The sequence below is a fragment of the Streptomyces sp. NBC_00019 genome (assembly GCF_045041015.1).
Classification (GTDB): Bacteria; Actinomycetota; Actinomycetes; order Streptomycetales; family Streptomycetaceae; genus Streptomyces.
The window spans coordinates 8,739,690-8,758,060 of record NZ_CP108302.1; the positions used below are offsets into that span (position 1 = coordinate 8,739,690).

Below are 18,371 nucleotides of genomic sequence, written 5' to 3' on the forward strand. Positions count from 1 at the left end.
GACCATGGCTGCCCCCAGGAAATACTCGCTGGAGTTGCGTGAGCGTGCGGTGCAGATGTATCGCACCACCGAGCCGAAGCCACAGATCAAGAAGCTGGCCGTCGACCTCGGTGTGCATCCTGAGGCCCTGCGCGGCTGGATCCGGCAGGCCGAGGCCGATGCCGGCGAGCGCGACGACCGTCTCACCACCGACGAGCGGGCCGAGCTCGCCGCGCTGCGCAAGGAGAACGCCCAGCTCAAGCGGGCCAACGACGTCCTGCGGACGGCCTCAGCTTTTTTCGCGGCGCAGCTCGACCCGACCCGGCCCAGGTGACGGCGCTCGTTGACGAGCATCCCCGCCTGGGAGTCGAGTGCGTCCTGCGGGAACTGCATATCGCCTCTTCCACCTACTACCGGTGGCGCCGTGCGGAGAAGGAGCCGTGCGAACGGCGGCGCCGCGACGTCGAACTGACCGAGCGGATCAAGGAGATCCACACCGAGTCCGGCGGCAATTACGGCTCACCGCGCGTGCACGCCGTCCTCAAACGCGAGGGCGTCCACGTGGGCCGCAAGCGGGTCGAGCGCCTGATGCGCGAGGCCGACATCGCAGGGATCAGCCCCCGGCGGAAGGGCTTCACGCGCCGCGATCCCACGGCCAGCCTCGCCCCGGACCTGGTCAACCGGGACTTCACCGCACCGGCGCCGAACCGGTTGTGGGTCACCGACCTGACGATGATCTCCACCGGCGAGGGACCGTTGTGGCTCTCTGCGATCCGGGACGCCTTCTCCCGCCGGGTGGTCGCGTGGGAGACCTCCGCCCGCGCGGACGCCGACCTGGTCCTGACCACCCTGGAGTACGCACTCGCGTCCCGCGAGGTCGAGCCCGGGCAGCTCATCCACCACGCCGACCACGGCTGTCAGTACACATCCATCAAGCTCACAACCCGTCTGATGCGAGCGGGAGTTGAGGCATCCATGGGCTCCGTCGGGGACTCGTACGATAACGCCCTCGCGGAGAACCTCTGGATGCTCATCAAAACCGAGGGCCTCCGTGGCCGCACCTTCACCACGAGGGCCGAGGCGAACCTCGCGCTCTTCGAATACATCGACGGCTTCTATAACTCCCGCCGCATCCAGAAACGGCTCGGCTTCCTCAGCCCGATCGAGTTCGAGGAGAAGTACTACGCCGAGCAGGCGACGGCCGAACTAACGAACCTCAACACCCGTCAACCCCTGCTGACCAGCTGATCAGCGGCTCCCGTATGACGGGGGAACCTCAACTGGCGTGTGAAGGAGACCGCCACCACCACGTCTGACACTCACGATCTCCCGCACGCAAGGCACGGCGGGAAGGCCGAGAAGAAGCTGTCCAGGTACAACCGGATGATGGCCCGCCGCAAGCCCGCCAAGGGGCAGGCCGGATCGAATCCCCTCCAGCGAGCCACAGCCGCACTGCTGCGCCCTGCGGGTGGGTTCTGAGCGCGCGCGGCCGTTCGTGGGCTCCTCCTCCGGTTTTTGACCATCAGTCAAACGGCAGGGCTCGGCAGGTCAGCGGCCTGGTGCGTCGACGCTCCGAAACCACCGTCACCCATCAAGGCAACAGCTGCCCGGACCGCCCTCCACTCACCCAATCGGACGGCTACGCTCGAGGTCTGTACGTCGTTCGGGCGACTTGGGGAGGTAATGGGATGACGGAGGAAGGGCCCACGTCGGCCGCCTCGGCTCCCCTCTGGGAGCGCGACGAGGAGGTCGCCGCCGTGGAGCGGGCGATCGACATCCTTCGCGCGGACCAGTCCTCCTCGGGCAGCCTCCTGGTGTTCCGCGGCGAGGCGGGACTCGGCAAGACCGCACTGCTCGCCGAGACGCGCCGGATCGCCGAGGCACGCGGCTGCACCGTCTGGTCCGCCCGCGGCGGCGAGACCCTCAGGTCCGTCCCCTTCAATGTGGTGCGCCAACTGCTCCAGCCCGCACTGGTCTCCCTGATGCCGGAGGAGGCGCGCGAGTATCTCGGTGACTGGTACGACATCGCGGGCCCCGCCCTCGGTGTCACGGATCCCGGCGAGCGCCAGGCCGACCCGCAGGGCGTGTGCGACGGTCTGGTCGCCGCGGTGCGCCGACTCGCCCGCCGCGACTGGCCGCTCGTCCTCGTGATCGACGACGCGCACTGGGCCGACCAGGAGACCCTGCGCTGGCTCGCCGCGTTCGCCGAGCGCCTCGACGACCTCTCCGTCCTGCTCGTGGTGGCCCGCCGCCCCGGGGACGTCACCGGCGAGAGCGCCCGTCACCTCGACGCCGTCTCCGCCGCCGCGGGCGGCCCGGTCGCCACGCTCAGCGCGCTCACCCCGGACGCCACCGCGGGCCTCACCCGCGCCACCCTCGGCGCGCACGCCGACGCCCCGTTCTGCCGCGAGGTCTGGGCCGTCACCGGCGGCAACCCCTACGAGACCGTCGAACTCCTCGCCAAGGTCCAGGACAGCGAACTCGAACCCGTCGAGGCCCAGGCCTGCGAACTGCGCGCCCTGAACCGCTCCGCGCGCGGCGGCGGCCTCGTCGCCCGCCTGGAGGGACTCGGCATCGAGGCCACCCGGTTCGCCTGGGCGGCGGCCATCCTCGGCACCGGCATCTCCGTCGACCTCGTCGCCAAGCTCGCCACCATGGGCCGCGACGACTCCGTGCGCTGCGCCGAACTCCTGCGCAACGCCCGCATCCTCACCGAACCCGACCAGGCCGTCGTACCGGCCGACGACGGCGACCTGGAGTTCGTCCACCCGCTCATCGCCACCGCCGTCTACAACTCCATCCCCGACGCCCTGCGCACCGCCATGCACGGCATCGCCGCCCAGGTCGTCGCCGACTCCGGGCTCGGCGCCGCCATGGCCTCCCGCCACCTCCTCCAGGTGCACCCGGACGACGACGAGGAACTCGTCGAGCAGCTGCGCGAGGCCGCCCGCGAACACGTCGCCGTCGGCGCCCCCGACGCGGCCCGCCGCTGTCTGGAACGGGCACTGCGGGAACCGCCCCGTCCCGAGACCCACGCGCGCGTGCTCTACGAACTCGGCTGCGCCACCCTGCTGACCGCGCCCGCCACCACCGTCGACCACCTCCAGTCCGCGCTCGCCATGCCCGGCCTGGACGGCGCCGAACGCATCGAAGCCGTCTTCCGCCTCTCCCAGGCCCTGCTCCACAACGACCAGCTGGAGGACGCCGTCCGCACGGTCGAGGCGGAGGCCGCCCGCCTCGGACCCGGGCCCGCACAGCTGCGGCTGCGGGCCGTCCAGTACATGTGGGAGGGCATCCACGCGGGCGAGGCGAGCTCCCCGGGACGCTCCGAGCGGCTCGCCGAACTCGCCGCGACCTGCACCGGGCGCGACAACTCCGAGCGCGCCCTGCTCATCCTGCGCGGCTTCGACGCCATGACCCACGGCGAGAACGCGGAGATCGTCGTCGAGCTCAGCGACCGCGCCCTCGTCAACGGCCGCCTGGCACCCGGACTCGGCTGGACCGACACCGAGTGGGGCCTCGAGATCCTCATGATGCTCGCCAGCTCCTACACCTACACCGACCGGCTCGACCGCGCCGAGAGCATGTTCACCGAGGCCCTGCGCACCTACGAGTCGGCCGGCTGGAGCGGCGGCCACCTCGCCCTGGCCCACGCCTTCCTCGGCTTCGCGCACCGTCGCCGCGGCCGCCTCAGGGAGGCCGAGTCCACGCTGCGCGAGTCCCTGCGCATCGCCGAGCGCGTCGGCCGGGGACTGCCCCTGTACTGGTCGGCGACCTGCAACCTCGTCGACACACTGCTCGCCCGCGGCCACGTCGGCGAGGCCTGGGAGGTCGCCGAACAGTACGGCTTCGCCCCGCCCTACCCGTCCACCATCGTGCTGCCCGACCCGCAATCCGTACGCGGCCGGCTGCTGCTCGCCGTCGGCCGCACCCAGGACGCGGTCAACGAGCTGGAGGCCGCGGAGAAGGCGGCGACCGCCCGCGGCCACCTCAACCCGGTGATGGTCCCCTGGGCGCTCGACCTCGCCCGCGCCCTCGCCACGACGGATCCGGTCCGCTCGGCCCAGCTCGCCTCCGACGCCCGGCGCCGCGCCGAGCGCTTCGGCACGGACACGGCGATCGGGGAGGCCCTGCGGTGCGCCGCCGCGCTGGAGACAGGGCAGCGGGCGGTGCGGTTGCTGTCCCAGGCGGTGACGTATCTGGAGTCCTCGCCGTGTCAGTACGAGCATGCGGCCGCGCGGGTGGAGTACGGGATCGCCGCGAGGTCTGTTGCCGAGATCAATCGGGGCTTGGCGCTTGCGCGGTCGTGCGGGGCGGACGGGCTGGTCGCGCAGGCGCGGGAAGTGTTGGAGACGGGTCGGGGATTGCGCTAGAGAGCTCGGCAGCTCTGGTCGTAGGCGGCTGCGGGCCGGATGGGGCTGGTCGCGCCCACGCGGCGGAGCCGCATATAGATACAGCCCCGCGCCCCTCTCGGGGCGCTACAGCGCGAGTAGTTGGTCGGTGACCGACACCAGTCGCTTCTGTACTTTCCTGTCGTACGTTTCCTCGTGTGCCCGCGCCGGGCTCGTCCCGTCGAAGTAGCCGCCCGTCCCCAAGTCCTGTGTGGCCAGGGCCAGGACGCCCGGGGCGCCGTCCGCCACCGTGTTCCAGGGGGTGACGCCGCCCTCGCGCACCATCGCCGTGTCCATGAACGTCGCCGGGTGCAGGACGTTCACCGCGACGCCCGTACCGGCCAACTCCTCGGCCAGGGTGAACGTATGGGCCGCCAGGGCGAACTTGGCGCGTCGGTACGCCGCGAAGCCGTCGTATCCGCGCCGGAACTCGATGTCGTCGAAGTCGACGGGGTCCTGGCCGACCGAGCCCACGTTGACGATCCGGGTGGGCGCGTTCGCGCGCAGCACCGGCAGCAGGGCACGGGTCAGGGTCACCGGCGCCAAGTAGTTCACGGCGAGCCGCAGTTCGTGGCCGTCGGCGCTCAACTCGCGTCCCGTGCCCGGCGCGCCCGCTCCGACGCCCGCGTTGTTGATCAGTACGTCCAGGTCGGGACGGGCGTCGGAGACCTGCGCGCCCAGCTCCCGCACCTCGGCCAGCGAGGCCAGGTCGGCCACGAACGCCTCGGCGTCGCCCTCGGTGCGCAGTTCCTCGACGAGCCGCTCGGTACGGCCCGGATCGCGGCCGTGGGCGAGGACGACATGGCCGGAGCGGACCAGCTCGAAGGCGAGGTGGCGGCCGAGTCCGGAGGTGGCGCCGGTGATCAGAATCGTGGACATGCCTCCACCGTAGGCCCGCGGTGGAGGCATGTGCGTGGTGCTGTCGAGGCTACGACCGGCAGGGTCACCCTTCTTCTTCCGCCAGCACGCGCTGCGCGGCGGCGAACGCCGAGTTGGCCGCCGGAACCCCGCAGTACACGGCCGTCTGCAGCAGTACCGCGCCGATCTCCTCGGGCGTCAGACCGTTGCGCCGGGCCGCCCGGACATGCATGGCCAGCTCGTCGTAGTGCCCGTGGGCGACCAGCGCGGTCAGTGTGATCATGCTGCGCTCACGGCGGCTGAGCGTCGGGTCGGTCCAGATCTCGCCCCACGCGTAGCGCGAGATGAAGTCCTGGAAACGCGCGGTGAAGGGCGACTGCCGGGCCTGCGCCCGGTCCACGTGTGCGTCGCCGAGCACCTCGCGCCGCACCTCCATGCCCCGCTTGGCGCCACCGTCGAAGTGCGCGCGCAGAGCGGTCAGTACGGCCTCCGGGCACTGCGCGACCGCCAGATGCGAGGCCCCGGGGATCTCGACGAGCGCGGCGCCCGGCACCGCGTCCGCGATCTCCCGCAGATGCGCCGGCGGGGTCGCGGGATCGTCCCGGCCCGCGACGAGCAGGGTGGGCGCGGAGATCTCCGCCAGCCGCTCCCGGATGTCGAAGGCGGCGAGCGCGTCACAGCAGGCGGCGTAGGCCTCGGGGTCGGCGTCCCGATGGTCCTGGACGAGCCGGGGCACCGTGAAGCCGGGCGTGAACCAGCGGGCGTCGGCACTCTCCACGAGCCGCTCCATGCCCTCGGCGCGGACCTGCGCGGCCCGCTCCTCCCAGGACTTGGAGCCGTTGAAATGCGACGACGAGCAGATCACGGCCAGCGACGACACCCGCTCCGGGTGGTGCACGGCCAGGTGCAGCCCGACCGCACCGCCCAGCGACACCCCCGCGTACGCGAACCGCTCGATGCCGAGCGAGTCCGCGAGCGCGAGCACCAGGTCGGCGAGATCACCGATGCCGGCGCCGGGACCGATCAGGTCGGCCGCGCCGCCGCCGTGCCCCGGAAGGTCCCAGCGGACGACCCGGTGGGTGATGGAGAGCTCGGGCGCGACCTTGTCCCACAAGGCGTACGACGTCCCGAGCGACGGTCCGAGGATCAGCGGGGGAGCCGAAGCGGGGCCCTCGGCATGGTGGTTGAGGAGTGTCTCGGTCAACGTCGCTCCAGAGCACGATCGGTGAGGGTGGCGGCGGCCCCCGTGTAACGGGCGGGGTCGGTGAGGCTGTCGAGGTCGACACCCTTCAACTCCGCTTCCTCCGCCAGGAGTTCGCCCAGACCGCGCCCCTCGGCGTAGGTGCGCTTCGCCAGCTCGGTCAGCAGGGCCTTGGCGCGCGCCCGGCCCAGCACCGGCGCCAGTTCGGCGGAGAGCCGCTCGGAGACGATCAACCCATGGGTGAGGTCCAGGTGTGCACGCATGACCTCCGCGTGCACCCGCAGCCCTTCGGTGAGTTCGGCGGCGTCACGGGCGGCGCCGCCGACCAGCCGGAGCAGGTCCCGCAGCGGTTCCCACTCCGCGTGCCAGGCCCCGGCCGGCCGGTCGTCCTCCGAGGTCAGCGACCCGTACAGCGTCGCCGCGAGCTGCGGCGCCCGCCGGGCCGCGGCCGCGATCAGCGTGGACCGTACGGGATTCGCCTTGTGCGGCATCGCCGACGAACCGCCGCCGCTGCCCTCCGAGACCTCGGCGATCTCGGTACGGGCCAGCGTCAGCACATCCGTGGCGAGCTTCCCCAGGGCTCCGGCCGCGAACGCCAGACATCCGGCGAGATCGGCGATCGGGGTGCGCAGAGTGTGCCAGGGCAGCTCGGGCGCCTGGAGGCCGAGCTCCCGGGCGTACGCCGCCGGCAGCGCGGTCGGATCGGTGGCGCCGTACGCGGTGAAGGCGGCCAGGGTCCCGGCCGCACCGCCGAGTTGGGCGGGCAGCGCGTTCCTTACGGCCGTGATCCGGTCCCGTGCGTCCAGTACCAGGGACCGCCACCCGGCCGCCTTCAGCCCGAAGGTCGTCGGCACGGCGTGCTGGGTGAGCGTGCGTCCCGGCATCACGGTGTCCCGGTGCTCGGCGGCCAGCCGGGCCAGCGCGGCCTCGGTCCGCCCGAGGTCGGCACGGACCAGGTCGAGGGTGCGCACGGCCACCAGCACCGTCGCGGTGTCCATGATGTCCTGGCTCGTCGCACCCCGATGGACGTACGGCCCGTACTGTCCGCCGACCGCCTTCGTGAGGTCGGCGACGAGCGGGATCACCGGATTGCCGCCCGCACGGGCCCGTACGGCGATGTCCCGGGCGTCGAAGGCCCCGGACCGGGCGGCCGTGGCGACCGCCGTGGCCGCCTCCTCGGGCGCCAGGCCCAGTGCGGCCTGGGCGCGGGTCAGCGCGGACTCCGCGTCGAGCAGCGCGCGCAGATACGCGGCGTCGCTCGTCGCGGAGGCGGCGGGGGAGCCGGCCCACCCGGGGGCGAGCAGACCGGCGTCGGGTTCGGCAGAAGTCACTGGAACTCCAGGAAGACCGTTTCGCCTTCGCCCTGAAGGCGGATGTCGAAACGGTAGGTCCCCTTGCCGTCGTCCGTGGCGACAAGTGTGTTCCGGCGCGCCTCGTCCACCTGGGCGAGCAGCGGGTCGGCGGCGAGCGCCGCGTCGTCGCCCGGGAGGTAGATCCGGGTGTAGAGGTGCACGAGGAGCCCGCGCGCGAAGACGCACACGCTGAGGTACGGCGCGCTCAGACCTCGGGCGCCCGGCCGCAGCGTCCGCGCGGACCAGTGGCCGTTGGCATCCGTCTGGATGCGCCCCCAGCCGGTGAACTCCACGCCGTTGCGGCCCAGGAAGCCGCCGCTCGACGGGTCGCGCCGCATGGAGCCGTCGACCGTCGATACGTTGCCGTCCGGGTCGGCGCCCCACAGCTCCACGAAGGCGTCCGGCAGCGGGTTGCCCTCGCCGTCGTAGACGTAGCCCTGGAGCGCGATGGTGTCGGGGTGGCCGACGGGTGCGATGTCGCCGCCGCCGGGGAAGGGGAGGGCGTGGCCGTAGAAGGGCCCGACCGTGTGCGACGGAGTGGGCAGCACCGTCTCGGGACGGCTTGTGTCGATCTTCGTCATGGCAGGTCAGCGCCCTTCTTCGATCCAGGTGGCGTTCGGGCCGTCGAGCACGATGTCCCAGTGGTAGCCCATCGAGAACTCCGGCACCGACAGGTTGTGGTCGTACGTCGCCACGAGGCGCTGCCGGGCCGCGTCGTCCGTCACCGACTGGATGATCGGGTCGTACGGGAACAGCGGGTCGGCCGGGAAGTACATCTGCGTCACGAGCCGCTGGGTGAACGCCGTGCCGAAGAGCGAGAAGTGGATGTGTGCCGGGCGCCAGGCGTTCAGGTGCTGACGCCACGGGTACGGACCCGGCTGGATCGTCGTGAAGCGGTAGTGGCCGTCGCCGTCGGTGAGGGTGCGGCCGACGCCCGTGAAGTTCGGGTCCAGCGGGGCGTCGTGCTGCTCGCGCTGATGGGCGTACCGGCCGGCCGAGTTGGACTGCCAGATCTCGACCAACTGACCGCGCAGCGGGCGCCCGTTCCGGTCGAGCAGCCGCCCGGAGACGGTGATCCGCTCACCGATCGGCTCACCGTTGTGCTGCCGGGTGAGGTCGTTGTCGATCTCGGTGATGTCCCGCTCACCGAAGGCGGGGGAGTGCAGCTCCACCAGCTCCGGGTCCTTGGACACGTCGATCGTGATCGGCGGCTGCTTGGGGTGGCGCAGGACCGAGGAGCGGTACGGCGCGTAGTCGCGGCGCGGCTGATGCTCGACGGGCGCACCGTCGGCGATCCGCTTCTCGTAGGCGGCGTGCTCGGCCGCGATCTCCTGGTCGATGTCGTGCTGGGTGAGTGTCATGGGGAGGTCCTGGATTCTCTGAAACTCGGGGGCGGTGTCGCGCCCCCGAAGGGGCGCGGGGAACTGCGCGACCAGCCACAGACGGCCCGCAGTCGCAATCGATGCCTAGCGCTCCAAGACGAGAGCGAGTCCTTGACCGACACCGATACACAACGTGGCCACACCAACTCCACTGCCCTTGCGAGCAAGTTGGTGGGCGACAGTACCGGCGAGGCGGGCACCCGACGCACCCAGCGGATGGCCGAGCGCAATCGCCCCGCCCTGCGGATTGAGAATCGCCGGGTCGAACTCGGGCCACTCGGCAACACATCCGAGCACCTGCGCGGCGAACGCCTCGTTCAGCTCCAGGACCGACAGATCGTCAAACCCCTTGCCCGCCTTGGCCAGCGCACGCGTGACCGCCTCGACGGGGGCCAGGCCGAAGTAGTCCGGATCGAGGGCGTTCACGCCGGTCGCGGAGATCCGGGCGAGCGGCTCCCGCCCCGTGGCCCGCAGGCCCTCCTCATCCACCAGCAGCAGCGCCGCCGCACCGTCGTTCAAAGGGGACGCGTTGCCCGCGGTGACCGTTCCCCCGGAGGGACGGAAGGACGGCTTGAGCTTCGCCATCGCGGCCAGGGAGGCGTCGGCCCGTACGCACTCGTCGGCGCCGAAGACCACCGGGTCGCCCTTGCGCTGCGGGATCGACACAGGTGCGAGCTCGGCGTCGAAGAGCCCTGCCTCCTGCGCCCTGGCCGCCTTCTGGTGCGATGCCAGCGCGAACTCGTCCTGCTGCTCACGTGTGATCTTGTGCTTGTCGGCGATGAGTTCGGCCGACTCACCCAGCGGGATCGTCCACTGCGGGTCCATCCGCGGGTTGACCATGCGCCAGCCGAGCGTGGTCGAGTACAGCTCGGTGTGCCCGGCGGGGAAGGCCCGGTCGTTCTTGGGCAGGACGTACGGTGCCCGGGTCATCGACTCCACGCCACCCGCCACGGCGATGGAGGCGTCCCCGACCGCGATGGCGCGGGCGGCCTGGATCACCGCCTCCAGACCGGAGGCGCACAGCCGGTTGACGGTGACGCCGGGGACCGAGGTCGGCAGGCCGGCGAGCAGGGCGCCCATGCGGGCGACGTTGCGGTTCTCCTCGCCGGCGCCGTTGGCGTTGCCGAAGTAGACGTCCTCGATGCGGGAGGGGTCCAGGTCGGGTGTGCGGGCGAGGAGCTCGCGGATGGCGTGGGCGGCCAGGTCGTCCGGGCGTACCGAGGACAGGCCGCCGTTGTATCGGCCGATCGGGGTGCGGACCGCGTCGACGAGGTAGACGGGCTTCACAGCAGTTCCTCCGCGACGGTCAGTTTGGCGTCGGTCTTGGCGATGATCTCGTCGACCAGGACTCCGGGGGCGGCCTCGATCAGCACGAGCCCCTCCGGCGTCACGTCGATCACGCCGAGGTCGGTGATGATCCGGTTCACGCACCCCTTGCCGGTCAGCGGCAGCGCGCACTCCTCGAGGATCTTCGCGGAGCCGTCCTTGGCGGTGTGGGTCATGACCACGATGACGGTACGGGCGCCGTGGACGAGGTCCATCGCGCCGCCGATCCCGGTGATCATCTTGCCGGGGATGGCCCAGTTGGCGAGGTCGCCCTTGGCGGAGACCTGCATGGCGCCCAGCACGGCGACGTCGATGTGGCCGCCGCGGATCATCGAGAAGGACAGCGCCGAATCGAAGAAGGAGGCACCGGGCAGGACCGTGACGGTCTCCTTGCCGGCGTTGATCAGGTCCGGGTCGACCTGCTCCTCGGTGGGGTAGGGGCCGGTGCCCAGGATGCCGTTCTCGGACTCCAGGATCACCTCGACGCCGGACGGGAGGTAGTTGGGGATCAGCGTGGGCAGGCCGATGCCGAGATTGACGTACTGCCCGTCCTGCAGCTCGCGCGCCGCCCGCGCGGCCATCTGCTCGCGTGTCCAGGCCATCAGTTGCTCACCGTCCGCTGCTCGATCCGCTTGTCGGCGGCCTGCTCCGGAGTCAGTGCCACCACCCGCTGCACGAAGATCCCCGGCAGATGCACCGCGTCCGGTTCGATCTCGCCCGGCTCGACGAGTTCCTCGACCTCGGCGATTGTCACCCGGCCGGCCATCGCCGCGAGGGGGTTGAAGTTGCGCGTGGACTTGTTGAAGACGAGGTTCCCGTGCCGGTCGCCCTTGGCCGCCCGCACCAGTGCGAAGTCCGTGCGGATGCCGCGCTCCAGCACGTACTCGGTGCCGTCGAACTCCCGCACCTCCTTCGGCGGCGAGGCGAGTGCGACGCCGCCCTCACCGTCGTAGCGCCACGGCAGTCCGCCCTCGGCGACCTGGGTGCCCACCCCGGCCGGGGTGAAGAAGGCGGGGATGCCCGCGCCACCGGCGCGCAGCCGCTCGGCGAGCGTGCCCTGCGGGATCATCTCGACCTCGAGCTCGCCGGACAGGTACTGCCGCGCGAACTCCTTGTTGGCCCCGATGTAGGAGCCGGTCACCCGTGCGATCCGGCCCGCGGCGAGCAGGACCGCGAGCCCGGACTCCATGGCCCCGCAGTTGTTGGAGACCACGCCGAGGCCGCTGACCTCACGCTCGTACAGGGCCTGGATCAGCACATTCGGCACACCGCTGAGTCCGAAGCCGCCGACGGCGAGTGTCGCGCCGTCCGGCACATCGGCCACCGCCTCGGCGGCGGTGGCGACCACCTTGTCCATGCGTGAAGCTCCATCCCACTGATTAATCAGGGCACTGAGTATTTCCGTGAAGTTTCCTTCACGCTGTCACCGGACGGGGACGACGTCAAGACCTGAGAGAAGTGTGAGGTCACAAGGGTGAGCGACGTTGCAGACAGTCTGTGCCTCGCCGGGTATCGTTCAGTGCACTTACGAATCCGACCTCAGGAGCGCACATGGCCGCGGTGGATCTCACCACCCACCCCGGGCACCTGGCCCGGCGGCTCCAGCAGGCGCACTACCTGCTCTGGAACACGATGGTCTCGGAGGAGATCACCTCGCCGCAGTTCGCGGTCCTCAACGCGCTCGTCGCCGAGCCGGGCCTCGACCAGCGCACGGTGGGGGAGCGGGTGGGTCTGGACCGGTCCACCATCGCCGAGGTGATCAGCCGTCTCGGCCGCCGCGGGCTGGTCGACAAGGTGCGCGACCCGCAGGACGGCCGGCGGTTCCTGCTGCGCCTCACCGACGACGGGCTGCGCACCCACCGCAAACTGACCGTGCGCACGGCCCGGATGAACCAGGTCTTCCTGGCCCCGCTCTCCGCCGAGGAGCAGTCCGTCTTCTTCGAACTGATCCAGCGGGTCTCGGACGCGGCCGAGGGGCTCCGCAACCCCGCGGAACCCCTCGTCGCCCAGCGCTAGGCCTTGGCGAAGAGCACCCAGACCTGCCCCCGGGCGAAGTTCACCGGGTCGCCGTCACTCGTCGTGAACGTCGTACCGTCCGTCGCCTTCTCACGCTTCCAGTCGACGGTGTACGCCTTCCCGCCGCGCAGCACCTTCGCCTTCCCGGAGCCCACCGTCTCGGTGTACGGCGTGTTGTTGCCGAGGAAGTCATAGAAGTCGGACTTGCGGATCTTCACGTACTGCACGACGACCGTCGCCGGGGCGAGCCGCTTGCCGGCGGTCGTCACGGTCGGTGTGCCGTCCATCGAGACCAGATAGCGGTCCCGGCTCGAGGACCAGGTGAACCGGAAGGCGGCCGCGGGGTAGCGCACGGTCTCCGAGGTGTCCTTCGTCCCGCCGGACGACGGGGCGGCGCCGTAGGTGAAACCGGTCGTCAGGGCGTCCGCGCCCGGAACCGAGGGCATCAGGCGGTCCGGACGCAGATAGAGGTTGTGCGGGGAGGGCTTGTCGGTGCCCCGGTAGTAGGCGCCCGACGTCTTTTCGGGTGTCTGCGGGTTCAGCGGCGCCTTGTTGATCAGCGGCATCAGCTTCCCCTGGGCACCGGAGAAGGCGAGCGTCGGATGGTCGAACTGGCGCAGCAGCTCCAGATCGGACTCCCGGGCGCTGCGCACCGGCCCGATGACCTTGGGGAGCTTGGTCGCGTACACCGCCATCAGCCGGCTCAGTCCGCCCTCGACCTGCTCGGCGTAGATGATGTCCGCGGAATCGGTGCCCGTGTGCGGACGGGCCGCCCGTGCGTTGTCGATCTTCACGGCGAGCGCGGACTCACCGGTCAGCCCACTCTGCGAGGGCTCTTGGCTCGGGTCCTGGTCCTGCTCCGTTCCTCGTCCGTCGTCGACCGGGCCGGGCTGCTTGGTGCCTGTGCAGCCCGCCGCCAGGGAAATCGTCAGTGCGGCGGTCAGGAGCGCCGCCGTAGTCATGGCGCGTCTCTTGCGCGCCCTTCGTCCCATGCCCACCGTCGCCACCCAAGTCTCGTTTCACTGATTGTGCGCTTATGTGTTTATTGATGGCCATACCCGGTGGGATTTGATCGGTCGAGGTGAGTAACTCTGAGGAGCGCGTTGCTACGCCGAGCGGCCCACAGCGCGGTTCGGCGCAGGCGCCCCGGGTACCCGGGGCCCCTGCGCAGGGCCCGAAGGGAGTGGCGTGATGAAGGCAGTGACCTGGCAGGGCAAGCGGGACGTACGGGTGGAGGACGTGCCCGATCCGGGGATCCAGGAACCCACGGACGCGGTCATCCGCATCACCTCCACCGGGCTGTGCGGCTCCGATCTGCATCTGTACGAGGTGCTCACCCCGTTCATGACGCCGGGCGACATCCTCGGACACGAACCGATGGGCATCGTCGAGGCGGTCGGCGCGGCGGTACCGGATCTGAAGGCGGGTGACCGGGTCGTGGTGCCGTTCCAGATCGCCTGCGGCAACTGCTGGATGTGCCTCAACTCGCTGCCGACCCAGTGCGAGACCACACAGGTCACCAGCGAGGGCATGGGCGCGGCCCTGTTCGGCTACACCCGCCTCTACGGCGCGGTCCCCGGCGGCCAGGCCGAGTACCTGCGCGTCCCGCAGGCCCAGTACGGCCCCATCAAGGTGCCCGAGGGCCCGCCGGACGACCGCTTCGTCTACCTCTCCGACGTGCTGCCCACCGCCTGGCAGGCCGTCGCCTACGCGGACGTCCCCGAGGGCGGCAGCGTCGCCGTGCTCGGCCTCGGACCCATCGGCGACATGGCCTGCCGTATCGCCCAGGTGCGCGGCGCTGGGCAGGTGTTCGGGGTGGACCTGGTGAGCGAGCGACTGCGCCGGGCACGCGCGCGTGGTGTGCAGACGTACGACCTGAGGAGCTTCGACAGTGAGAAGGAGCTCGTCCAGGCCATCCGCGACGAGACCGACGGCCGGGGCCCCGATGCGGTGATCGACGCGGTGGGCACCGAGGCCCACGGCAGTGCGGTCGCCCGGCTGGCCCAGCAGGCTTCCGCCCTGCTGCCGCGCAGGATCAGCGGACCGTTCGCGGAACGGTTCAGCGTCGACCGGCTCGCCGCCCTGCACACGGCCATCGAACTGGTACGCCGTGGCGGCACGATCTCCCTGTCCGGCGTCTACGGCGGCACGGCCGACCCGCTGCCCATGCTCACCATGTTCGACAAGCAGCTCCAGATCCGGATGGGGCAGGCCAATGTGAGGCGCTGGAGCGACGAGATCATCCCGTACCTGACCGACGAGGACCCGCTCGGCGTCGACGACTTCGCGACCCACCACGTGCCGCTGTCGGACGCACCGCACGCGTACGAGATGTTCCAGAAGAAGCAGGACGGCGCGGTGAAGGTGCTGATGCGGCCCTAGGTCCCCTGTGGGTCAGCCCAGGATCTCGTTCAGGTCGTACCTGACGGGCTCCTCCAGTTGCGCGTAGGTGCAGCTCTCCGGCTCCCGGTCCGGGCGCCAGCGGCGGAAGCGGGCCGTGTGCCGGAACCGTACGCCGTTCTCCATGTGGTCGTACGCCACCTCGGCCACCCGTTCCGGCCGGATCGCCACCCACGACAGGTCCTTCTTGCCCGACCAGCGGCTCGGCGCCCCGGGCAGCCGGGCGCTCTCGTGGGCCGCCTCCTCCGACCAGGCCGCCCAGGGGTGTCCGGTGGCGTCCTCCATGCGCAGCGGCTCCAGCTCCGTCACCAGCTCGGCGCGCCGCTTCATCGGGAAGGCGGCCGACACGCCCACGTGCTGGAGGGTGCCTTCGTCGTCGTGGAGGCCGAGCAGGAGCGAGCCGACGATCGGGCCGCTCTTGTGGAAGCGGTAGCCGGCGACGACGACGTCCGCCGTGCGCTCGTGCTTGATCTTGAACATGGCACGCTCGTCCGGGCGATAGCGCAGGCCGAGCGGCTTGGCGATGACCCCGTCGAGGCCCGCCCCCTCGTACTGCTCGAACCACTGCTGAGCGACCTCGATGTCCGTGGTCGCCGGGGCCACGTGCACGGGGGCGGTCGCCCCGGACAGCGCCGTGGTCAGCAGCTCTCTGCGGTCGCTCTGCGGGACGTCCAGGAGTGACTCGTCCTGGAGGGCCAGCAGGTCGAAGGCCACGAAGGACGCCGGTGTCCGCTCGGCGAGCGTACGGACCCGGGATGCCGCCGGGTGGATGCGCTCGGTGAGCGCGTCGAAGTCCAGGCGGCCGTCCCGCGCGATCACGATCTCCCCGTCCAGCACACAGCGCTCGGGGACTCTCTCCTGGAGCGCGGCCACGAGCTCGGGGAAGTACCTGGTCAGCGACTTGCCGGTACGGCTGCCCAGCTCGACCTCGGCCCCGTCGCGGAACACGATCGCCCGGAACCCGTCCCACTTCGCCTCGTACTGCATGTCCGGCGGGATCCTGGCCACCGACTTGGCGAGCATCGGCTTCACGGGCGGCATCACCGGCAGATCCATGCTGTCGATTCTGCGCTCGCGAAGCCGTATATGCCCGGTGTGCGAGGTTTACGCGGTACGCCTACCGTGGCTCGCATGGGTGAAGCGGTGGAACTGGAGGTGGGCGGCCGGGCCGTCCGGCTGTCCAGTCCGGACAAGATCTTCTTCCCGGAGCGCGGGTTCACCAAGCTCGACCTGGCCCGCTACTACCAGGCGGTCGCCCCCGGCATCCTGCGTGCCCTGCGCAACCGACCCACCACCCTGGAGCGCTACCCGGACGGCGTGACCGGCGAGTCCTTCTTCCAGAAGCGGGCACCGAAGAACATGCCGGACTGGATCCCGACCGCCCACATCACCTTCCCCAGCGGCCGCAGCGCCGACGAGATGTGTCCCACCGAGGAGGCCGCCGTCCTGTGGGCCGCCCAGTACGGCACGCTCACCTTCCACCCCTGGCCGGTACGGCGCGACGACGTCGACCGACCCGACGAACTCCGTATCGACCTCGACCCGCAGCCCGGCACGGACTACGACGACGCCGTGCGTGCGGCGGGTGAACTCCGCGCCGTGCTGGAGGAGTTCGGCGGACTGCGCGGCTGGCCGAAGACGTCCGGCGGACGGGGCCTGCATGTGTTCGTGCCGATCGAGCCCCGCTGGACCTTCACGGAGGTCCGCAGGGCCGCGATCGCGGTGGGCCGGGAGATGGAACGGCGGATGCCGGACCAGGTGACGATCAAGTGGTGGAAGGAGGAGCGCGGCGAGCGCATCTTCATCGACTACAACCAGACCGCCAGAGATCGCACCATCGCGTCCGCCTACTCCGTCCGGCCCCGCCCGCACGCCCCTGTCTCCGCACCCCTGCGCTGGGACGAGGTCGGCGAGGCGCACCCGCAGGACTTCGACCTCGCGACCATGCCCGCGCGCTTCGCCGAACTCGGCGATGTGCACGCGGACATGGACGATCACGCCTTCTCCCTCGACGCGCTGCTGGAACTGGCACGCCAGGACGAACACGACCACGGTCTGGGAGACCTGCCGTACCCGCCCGAGTATCCGAAGATGCCGGGAGAGCCCAAGCGGGTACAGCCGAGCCGGGCCAGACACGACGACACGTGAGCGTGGATCAGCCGCGGGCGGCCAGCCGCCACAGCGAGGTCGTCTCCCGGCCACGGGCCGCGTGGAGGGGATCACCGGGGTCCGCCGCGCGGTGGTGACGCGGCCTGGTGTCGAGCCTCCCGCGTACCCGCAGCCCCGCGCCCTCGATCGCCGACAGCAGCTCGCCGCGTGTGCGAAGCCCCAGATGCTCGGCCAGGTCCGACAGGACCAGCCAACCCTCGCCGCCCGGCGCGAGATGGCCGGCCAGTCCGTCCAGGAACCCGTGGAGCATGGTGCGGCCCTGGTCGTAGACGCCCTGTTCCAGCGCGGAGGACGGCCGGGCCGGGAGCCAGGGCGGGTTGCAGACGACGATGTCGGCGCGTCCCTCGGGGAACAGTCCCGGACCCGTCACCTCGACGCGCTCGGCAAGGCCCAGCCTGCGCGCGTTCTCACGGGCGCAGGCCAGGGCGCGCGGGCTGATGTCGGTGGCTGTGACGCGGCCGACCCCCCGGCGGGCCAGCACGGCGGCGAGCACGCCCGTCCCGGTGCCCAGGTCGAACGCGGTGCGGGGAGCCGGCACGGGGAGGGGCGCCGTCGCGACGAGGTCCACGTACTCGCCCCTGACCGGGGAGAACACGCCGTAGTGGGGGTGGACGCGGGCGCCGCCGAGGGCGGGTACCTCGACGCCCTTGCGACGCCACTCGTGTGCTCCGAGCACGCCCAGCAACTCCCTGAGGGAGACGACCACGGGGCCGCGGGGCGGACCGTAGGCCGCGGCGCATGCCTCGCGCACGTCCGGGGCTCTGCGCAGGGTCAGAGCGTGGTCGTCCGCCAGCAGCACCACGAGACGGCCCAGGACCCGGGCACGGTGGCCGCGCGCCCTGCGGTACAGGTGGAAGGACTCGCTCGGGCTGTCGCCGGGCCGTGGTGGCTTGCGGTCGATGCGACGGCCGACGGCCTCCAGGAGCCGGCGCGCGTTGTGGAAGTCGCCCTGCCAGAGCAGCGCGGTGCCCTCGCAGGCCAGACGGTGGGCGGTGTCGGCGCGCATGCGGTCGTCGGCGGCGACGACGCGTCGCGGTGCGGGGGCCGCGCTCTCGGAGTGCCAGCGGGCGTGTCGGACGGTGTCGGTGCGGGGCTCGGTCCAGGAGATGGTGGACACGGTGAACTCCTCGTGGTCGAACGTGCGGATACACGAAGAGCACTTCGACGAGGAGCACGAGAAGCGGCCGACGCGATGGCGTGGCCGCGGGTGAAAGGGCAGGTGGGCTCTGGGTGAGCGCCGGGGCTACCGCTCCCGCGTCGAAGCGCGAGCGGGGACGTCGCCGAGCACCATGCCGAG

The 18,371-nt window shown here is 71.2% G+C and carries 17 protein-coding genes and 1 pseudogene; 7 read left to right on the forward strand and 11 right to left on the reverse strand.

All coding sequences use genetic code 11. From position 1 onward, the window contains the following. The first annotated feature begins 4 nt into the window (after positions 1 to 4). The 4 genes and pseudogenes from OHU89_RS40410 to OHU89_RS40425 all read left to right on the forward strand — a co-directional run bounded on the left by OHU89_RS40410 (position 5) and on the right by OHU89_RS40425 (position 4,352). On the forward strand, positions 5 to 313 hold the full coding sequence (locus OHU89_RS40410) for a transposase (RefSeq protein WP_405638658.1): 309 nt from the start codon (positions 5 to 7) through the stop codon (positions 311 to 313). Further along, entirely contained in the window at positions 310 to 1,227 is a 918-nt protein-coding gene (locus OHU89_RS40415) for an IS3 family transposase (RefSeq protein ID WP_405638656.1), read from the forward strand. The genes OHU89_RS40410 and OHU89_RS40415 overlap by 4 nt, the downstream gene beginning before the upstream one ends. Before the next feature lie 27 nt (positions 1,228 to 1,254). Continuing rightward, a pseudogene (locus tag OHU89_RS40420) lies at positions 1,255 to 1,408 on the forward strand (RNA-guided endonuclease TnpB family protein); the annotation flags it as partial. Positions 1,409 to 1,667: 259 nt separating this feature from the next. Continuing rightward, positions 1,668 to 4,352: an ATP-binding protein gene (locus OHU89_RS40425; RefSeq protein ID WP_405650057.1), complete on the forward strand. Its 2,685-nt coding sequence runs from the start codon at positions 1,668 to 1,670 to the stop codon at positions 4,350 to 4,352. A gap of 105 nt (positions 4,353 to 4,457) precedes the next feature. Here the strand turns inward: OHU89_RS40425 and OHU89_RS40430 are convergent, their stop codons facing one another. The 8 genes from OHU89_RS40430 to OHU89_RS40465 form a co-directional block, all read right to left on the reverse strand. Next, entirely contained in the window at positions 4,458 to 5,249 is a 792-nt protein-coding gene (locus OHU89_RS40430) for an SDR family NAD(P)-dependent oxidoreductase (RefSeq protein WP_405650059.1), read from the reverse strand. Positions 5,250 to 5,313: 64 nt separating this feature from the next. After that, the gene (pcaD, locus tag OHU89_RS40435; protein ID WP_405650061.1) at positions 5,314 to 6,432 is read right to left on the reverse strand and encodes a 3-oxoadipate enol-lactonase; all 1,119 of its coding nucleotides are present in this window, start codon (positions 6,430 to 6,432) and stop codon (positions 5,314 to 5,316) included. After that, on the reverse strand, positions 6,429 to 7,760 hold the full coding sequence (gene pcaB, locus OHU89_RS40440; RefSeq protein WP_405650063.1) for a 3-carboxy-cis,cis-muconate cycloisomerase: 1,332 nt from the start codon (positions 7,758 to 7,760) through the stop codon (positions 6,429 to 6,431). Before pcaB ends, pcaD begins: the two co-directional genes overlap by 4 nt. After that, the gene (gene pcaG / locus OHU89_RS40445) at positions 7,757 to 8,362 is read right to left on the reverse strand and encodes a protocatechuate 3,4-dioxygenase subunit alpha (protein ID WP_405650065.1); all 606 of its coding nucleotides are present in this window, start codon (positions 8,360 to 8,362) and stop codon (positions 7,757 to 7,759) included. The genes pcaB and pcaG overlap by 4 nt, the downstream gene beginning before the upstream one ends. 6 nt (positions 8,363 to 8,368) lie before the next feature. Next, on the reverse strand, positions 8,369 to 9,142 hold the full coding sequence (gene pcaH / locus OHU89_RS40450) for a protocatechuate 3,4-dioxygenase subunit beta (protein ID WP_405650067.1): 774 nt from the start codon (positions 9,140 to 9,142) through the stop codon (positions 8,369 to 8,371). A 105-nt stretch (positions 9,143 to 9,247) separates the two neighbouring features. Next, positions 9,248 to 10,450, reverse strand: coding sequence for a thiolase family protein (locus OHU89_RS40455; RefSeq protein ID WP_405650069.1), 1,203 nt, complete (start codon positions 10,448 to 10,450; stop codon positions 9,248 to 9,250). Continuing rightward, complete coding sequence (locus tag OHU89_RS40460) at positions 10,447 to 11,091, reverse strand: CoA transferase subunit B (RefSeq protein ID WP_266885668.1); 645 nt, start codon at positions 11,089 to 11,091, stop codon at positions 10,447 to 10,449. The genes OHU89_RS40455 and OHU89_RS40460 overlap by 4 nt, the downstream gene beginning before the upstream one ends. Then, positions 11,091 to 11,846, reverse strand: coding sequence for a CoA transferase subunit A (locus OHU89_RS40465; RefSeq protein WP_405650071.1), 756 nt, complete (start codon positions 11,844 to 11,846; stop codon positions 11,091 to 11,093). Before OHU89_RS40465 ends, OHU89_RS40460 begins: the two co-directional genes overlap by 1 nt. Before the next feature lie 194 nt (positions 11,847 to 12,040). On the opposite strand from OHU89_RS40465, the gene OHU89_RS40470 reads away from it, so the two are divergent. After that, entirely contained in the window at positions 12,041 to 12,505 is a 465-nt protein-coding gene (locus tag OHU89_RS40470) for a MarR family winged helix-turn-helix transcriptional regulator (RefSeq protein WP_266885666.1), read from the forward strand. Here OHU89_RS40470 and OHU89_RS40475 read toward each other — a convergent pair. Then, entirely contained in the window at positions 12,502 to 13,467 is a 966-nt protein-coding gene (locus OHU89_RS40475) for a DUF3048 domain-containing protein (protein WP_405650073.1), read from the reverse strand. The genes OHU89_RS40470 and OHU89_RS40475 overlap by 4 nt on opposite strands. Before the next feature lie 229 nt (positions 13,468 to 13,696). Here OHU89_RS40475 and OHU89_RS40480 point away from each other — a divergent pair, with 229 nt between their 5' ends. Then, on the forward strand, positions 13,697 to 14,887 hold the full coding sequence (locus tag OHU89_RS40480) for a zinc-dependent alcohol dehydrogenase (protein ID WP_405650074.1): 1,191 nt from the start codon (positions 13,697 to 13,699) through the stop codon (positions 14,885 to 14,887). 12 nt (positions 14,888 to 14,899) lie between these two features. Here the strand turns inward: OHU89_RS40480 and OHU89_RS40485 are convergent, their stop codons facing one another. Then, the gene (locus OHU89_RS40485) at positions 14,900 to 15,961 is read right to left on the reverse strand and encodes an ATP-dependent DNA ligase (protein ID WP_405650076.1); all 1,062 of its coding nucleotides are present in this window, start codon (positions 15,959 to 15,961) and stop codon (positions 14,900 to 14,902) included. Between the two features lie 75 nt (positions 15,962 to 16,036). Between OHU89_RS40485 and ligD the strand changes: the two genes are divergently transcribed. Next, positions 16,037 to 17,053 (forward strand): non-homologous end-joining DNA ligase, encoded by a 1,017-nt coding sequence (ligD, locus tag OHU89_RS40490; RefSeq protein ID WP_405650078.1) that lies wholly within the window; start codon positions 16,037 to 16,039, stop codon positions 17,051 to 17,053. Positions 17,054 to 17,060: 7 nt separating this feature from the next. Here ligD and OHU89_RS40495 read toward each other — a convergent pair whose 3' ends face one another. Further along, positions 17,061 to 18,191, reverse strand: a complete 1,131-nt coding sequence (locus OHU89_RS40495) for a methyltransferase (RefSeq protein ID WP_405650080.1) — start codon at positions 18,189 to 18,191, stop codon at positions 17,061 to 17,063. Between the last annotated feature and the right edge of the window lie 180 nt (positions 18,192 to 18,371).

Excerpts from the sequence above, each read along its gene's own strand:
- pcaG (WP_405650065.1), bottom strand. The coding sequence starts at position 8,362 with ATGACGAAGATCGACACAAGCCGTCCCGAGACGGTGCTGCCCACTCCG.
- OHU89_RS40480 (WP_405650074.1), top strand. The coding sequence starts at position 13,697 with ATGAAGGCAGTGACCTGGCAGGGCAAGCGGGACGTACGGGTGGAGGAC.
- pcaH (WP_405650067.1), bottom strand. The coding sequence starts at position 9,142 with ATGACACTCACCCAGCACGACATCGACCAGGAGATCGCGGCCGAGCAC.
- OHU89_RS40410 (WP_405638658.1), top strand. The coding sequence starts at position 5 with ATGGCTGCCCCCAGGAAATACTCGCTGGAGTTGCGTGAGCGTGCGGTG.
- OHU89_RS40485 (WP_405650076.1), bottom strand. The coding sequence starts at position 15,961 with ATGGATCTGCCGGTGATGCCGCCCGTGAAGCCGATGCTCGCCAAGTCG.
- OHU89_RS40475 (WP_405650073.1), bottom strand. The coding sequence starts at position 13,467 with ATGACTACGGCGGCGCTCCTGACCGCCGCACTGACGATTTCCCTGGCG.
- OHU89_RS40465 (WP_405650071.1), bottom strand. The coding sequence starts at position 11,846 with ATGGACAAGGTGGTCGCCACCGCCGCCGAGGCGGTGGCCGATGTGCCG.
- OHU89_RS40470 (WP_266885666.1), top strand. The coding sequence starts at position 12,041 with ATGGCCGCGGTGGATCTCACCACCCACCCCGGGCACCTGGCCCGGCGG.
- OHU89_RS40425 (WP_405650057.1), top strand. The coding sequence starts at position 1,668 with ATGACGGAGGAAGGGCCCACGTCGGCCGCCTCGGCTCCCCTCTGGGAG.
- OHU89_RS40460 (WP_266885668.1), bottom strand. The coding sequence starts at position 11,091 with ATGGCCTGGACACGCGAGCAGATGGCCGCGCGGGCGGCGCGCGAGCTG.
- ligD (WP_405650078.1), top strand. The coding sequence starts at position 16,037 with ATGGGTGAAGCGGTGGAACTGGAGGTGGGCGGCCGGGCCGTCCGGCTG.
- OHU89_RS40430 (WP_405650059.1), bottom strand. The coding sequence starts at position 5,249 with ATGTCCACGATTCTGATCACCGGCGCCACCTCCGGACTCGGCCGCCAC.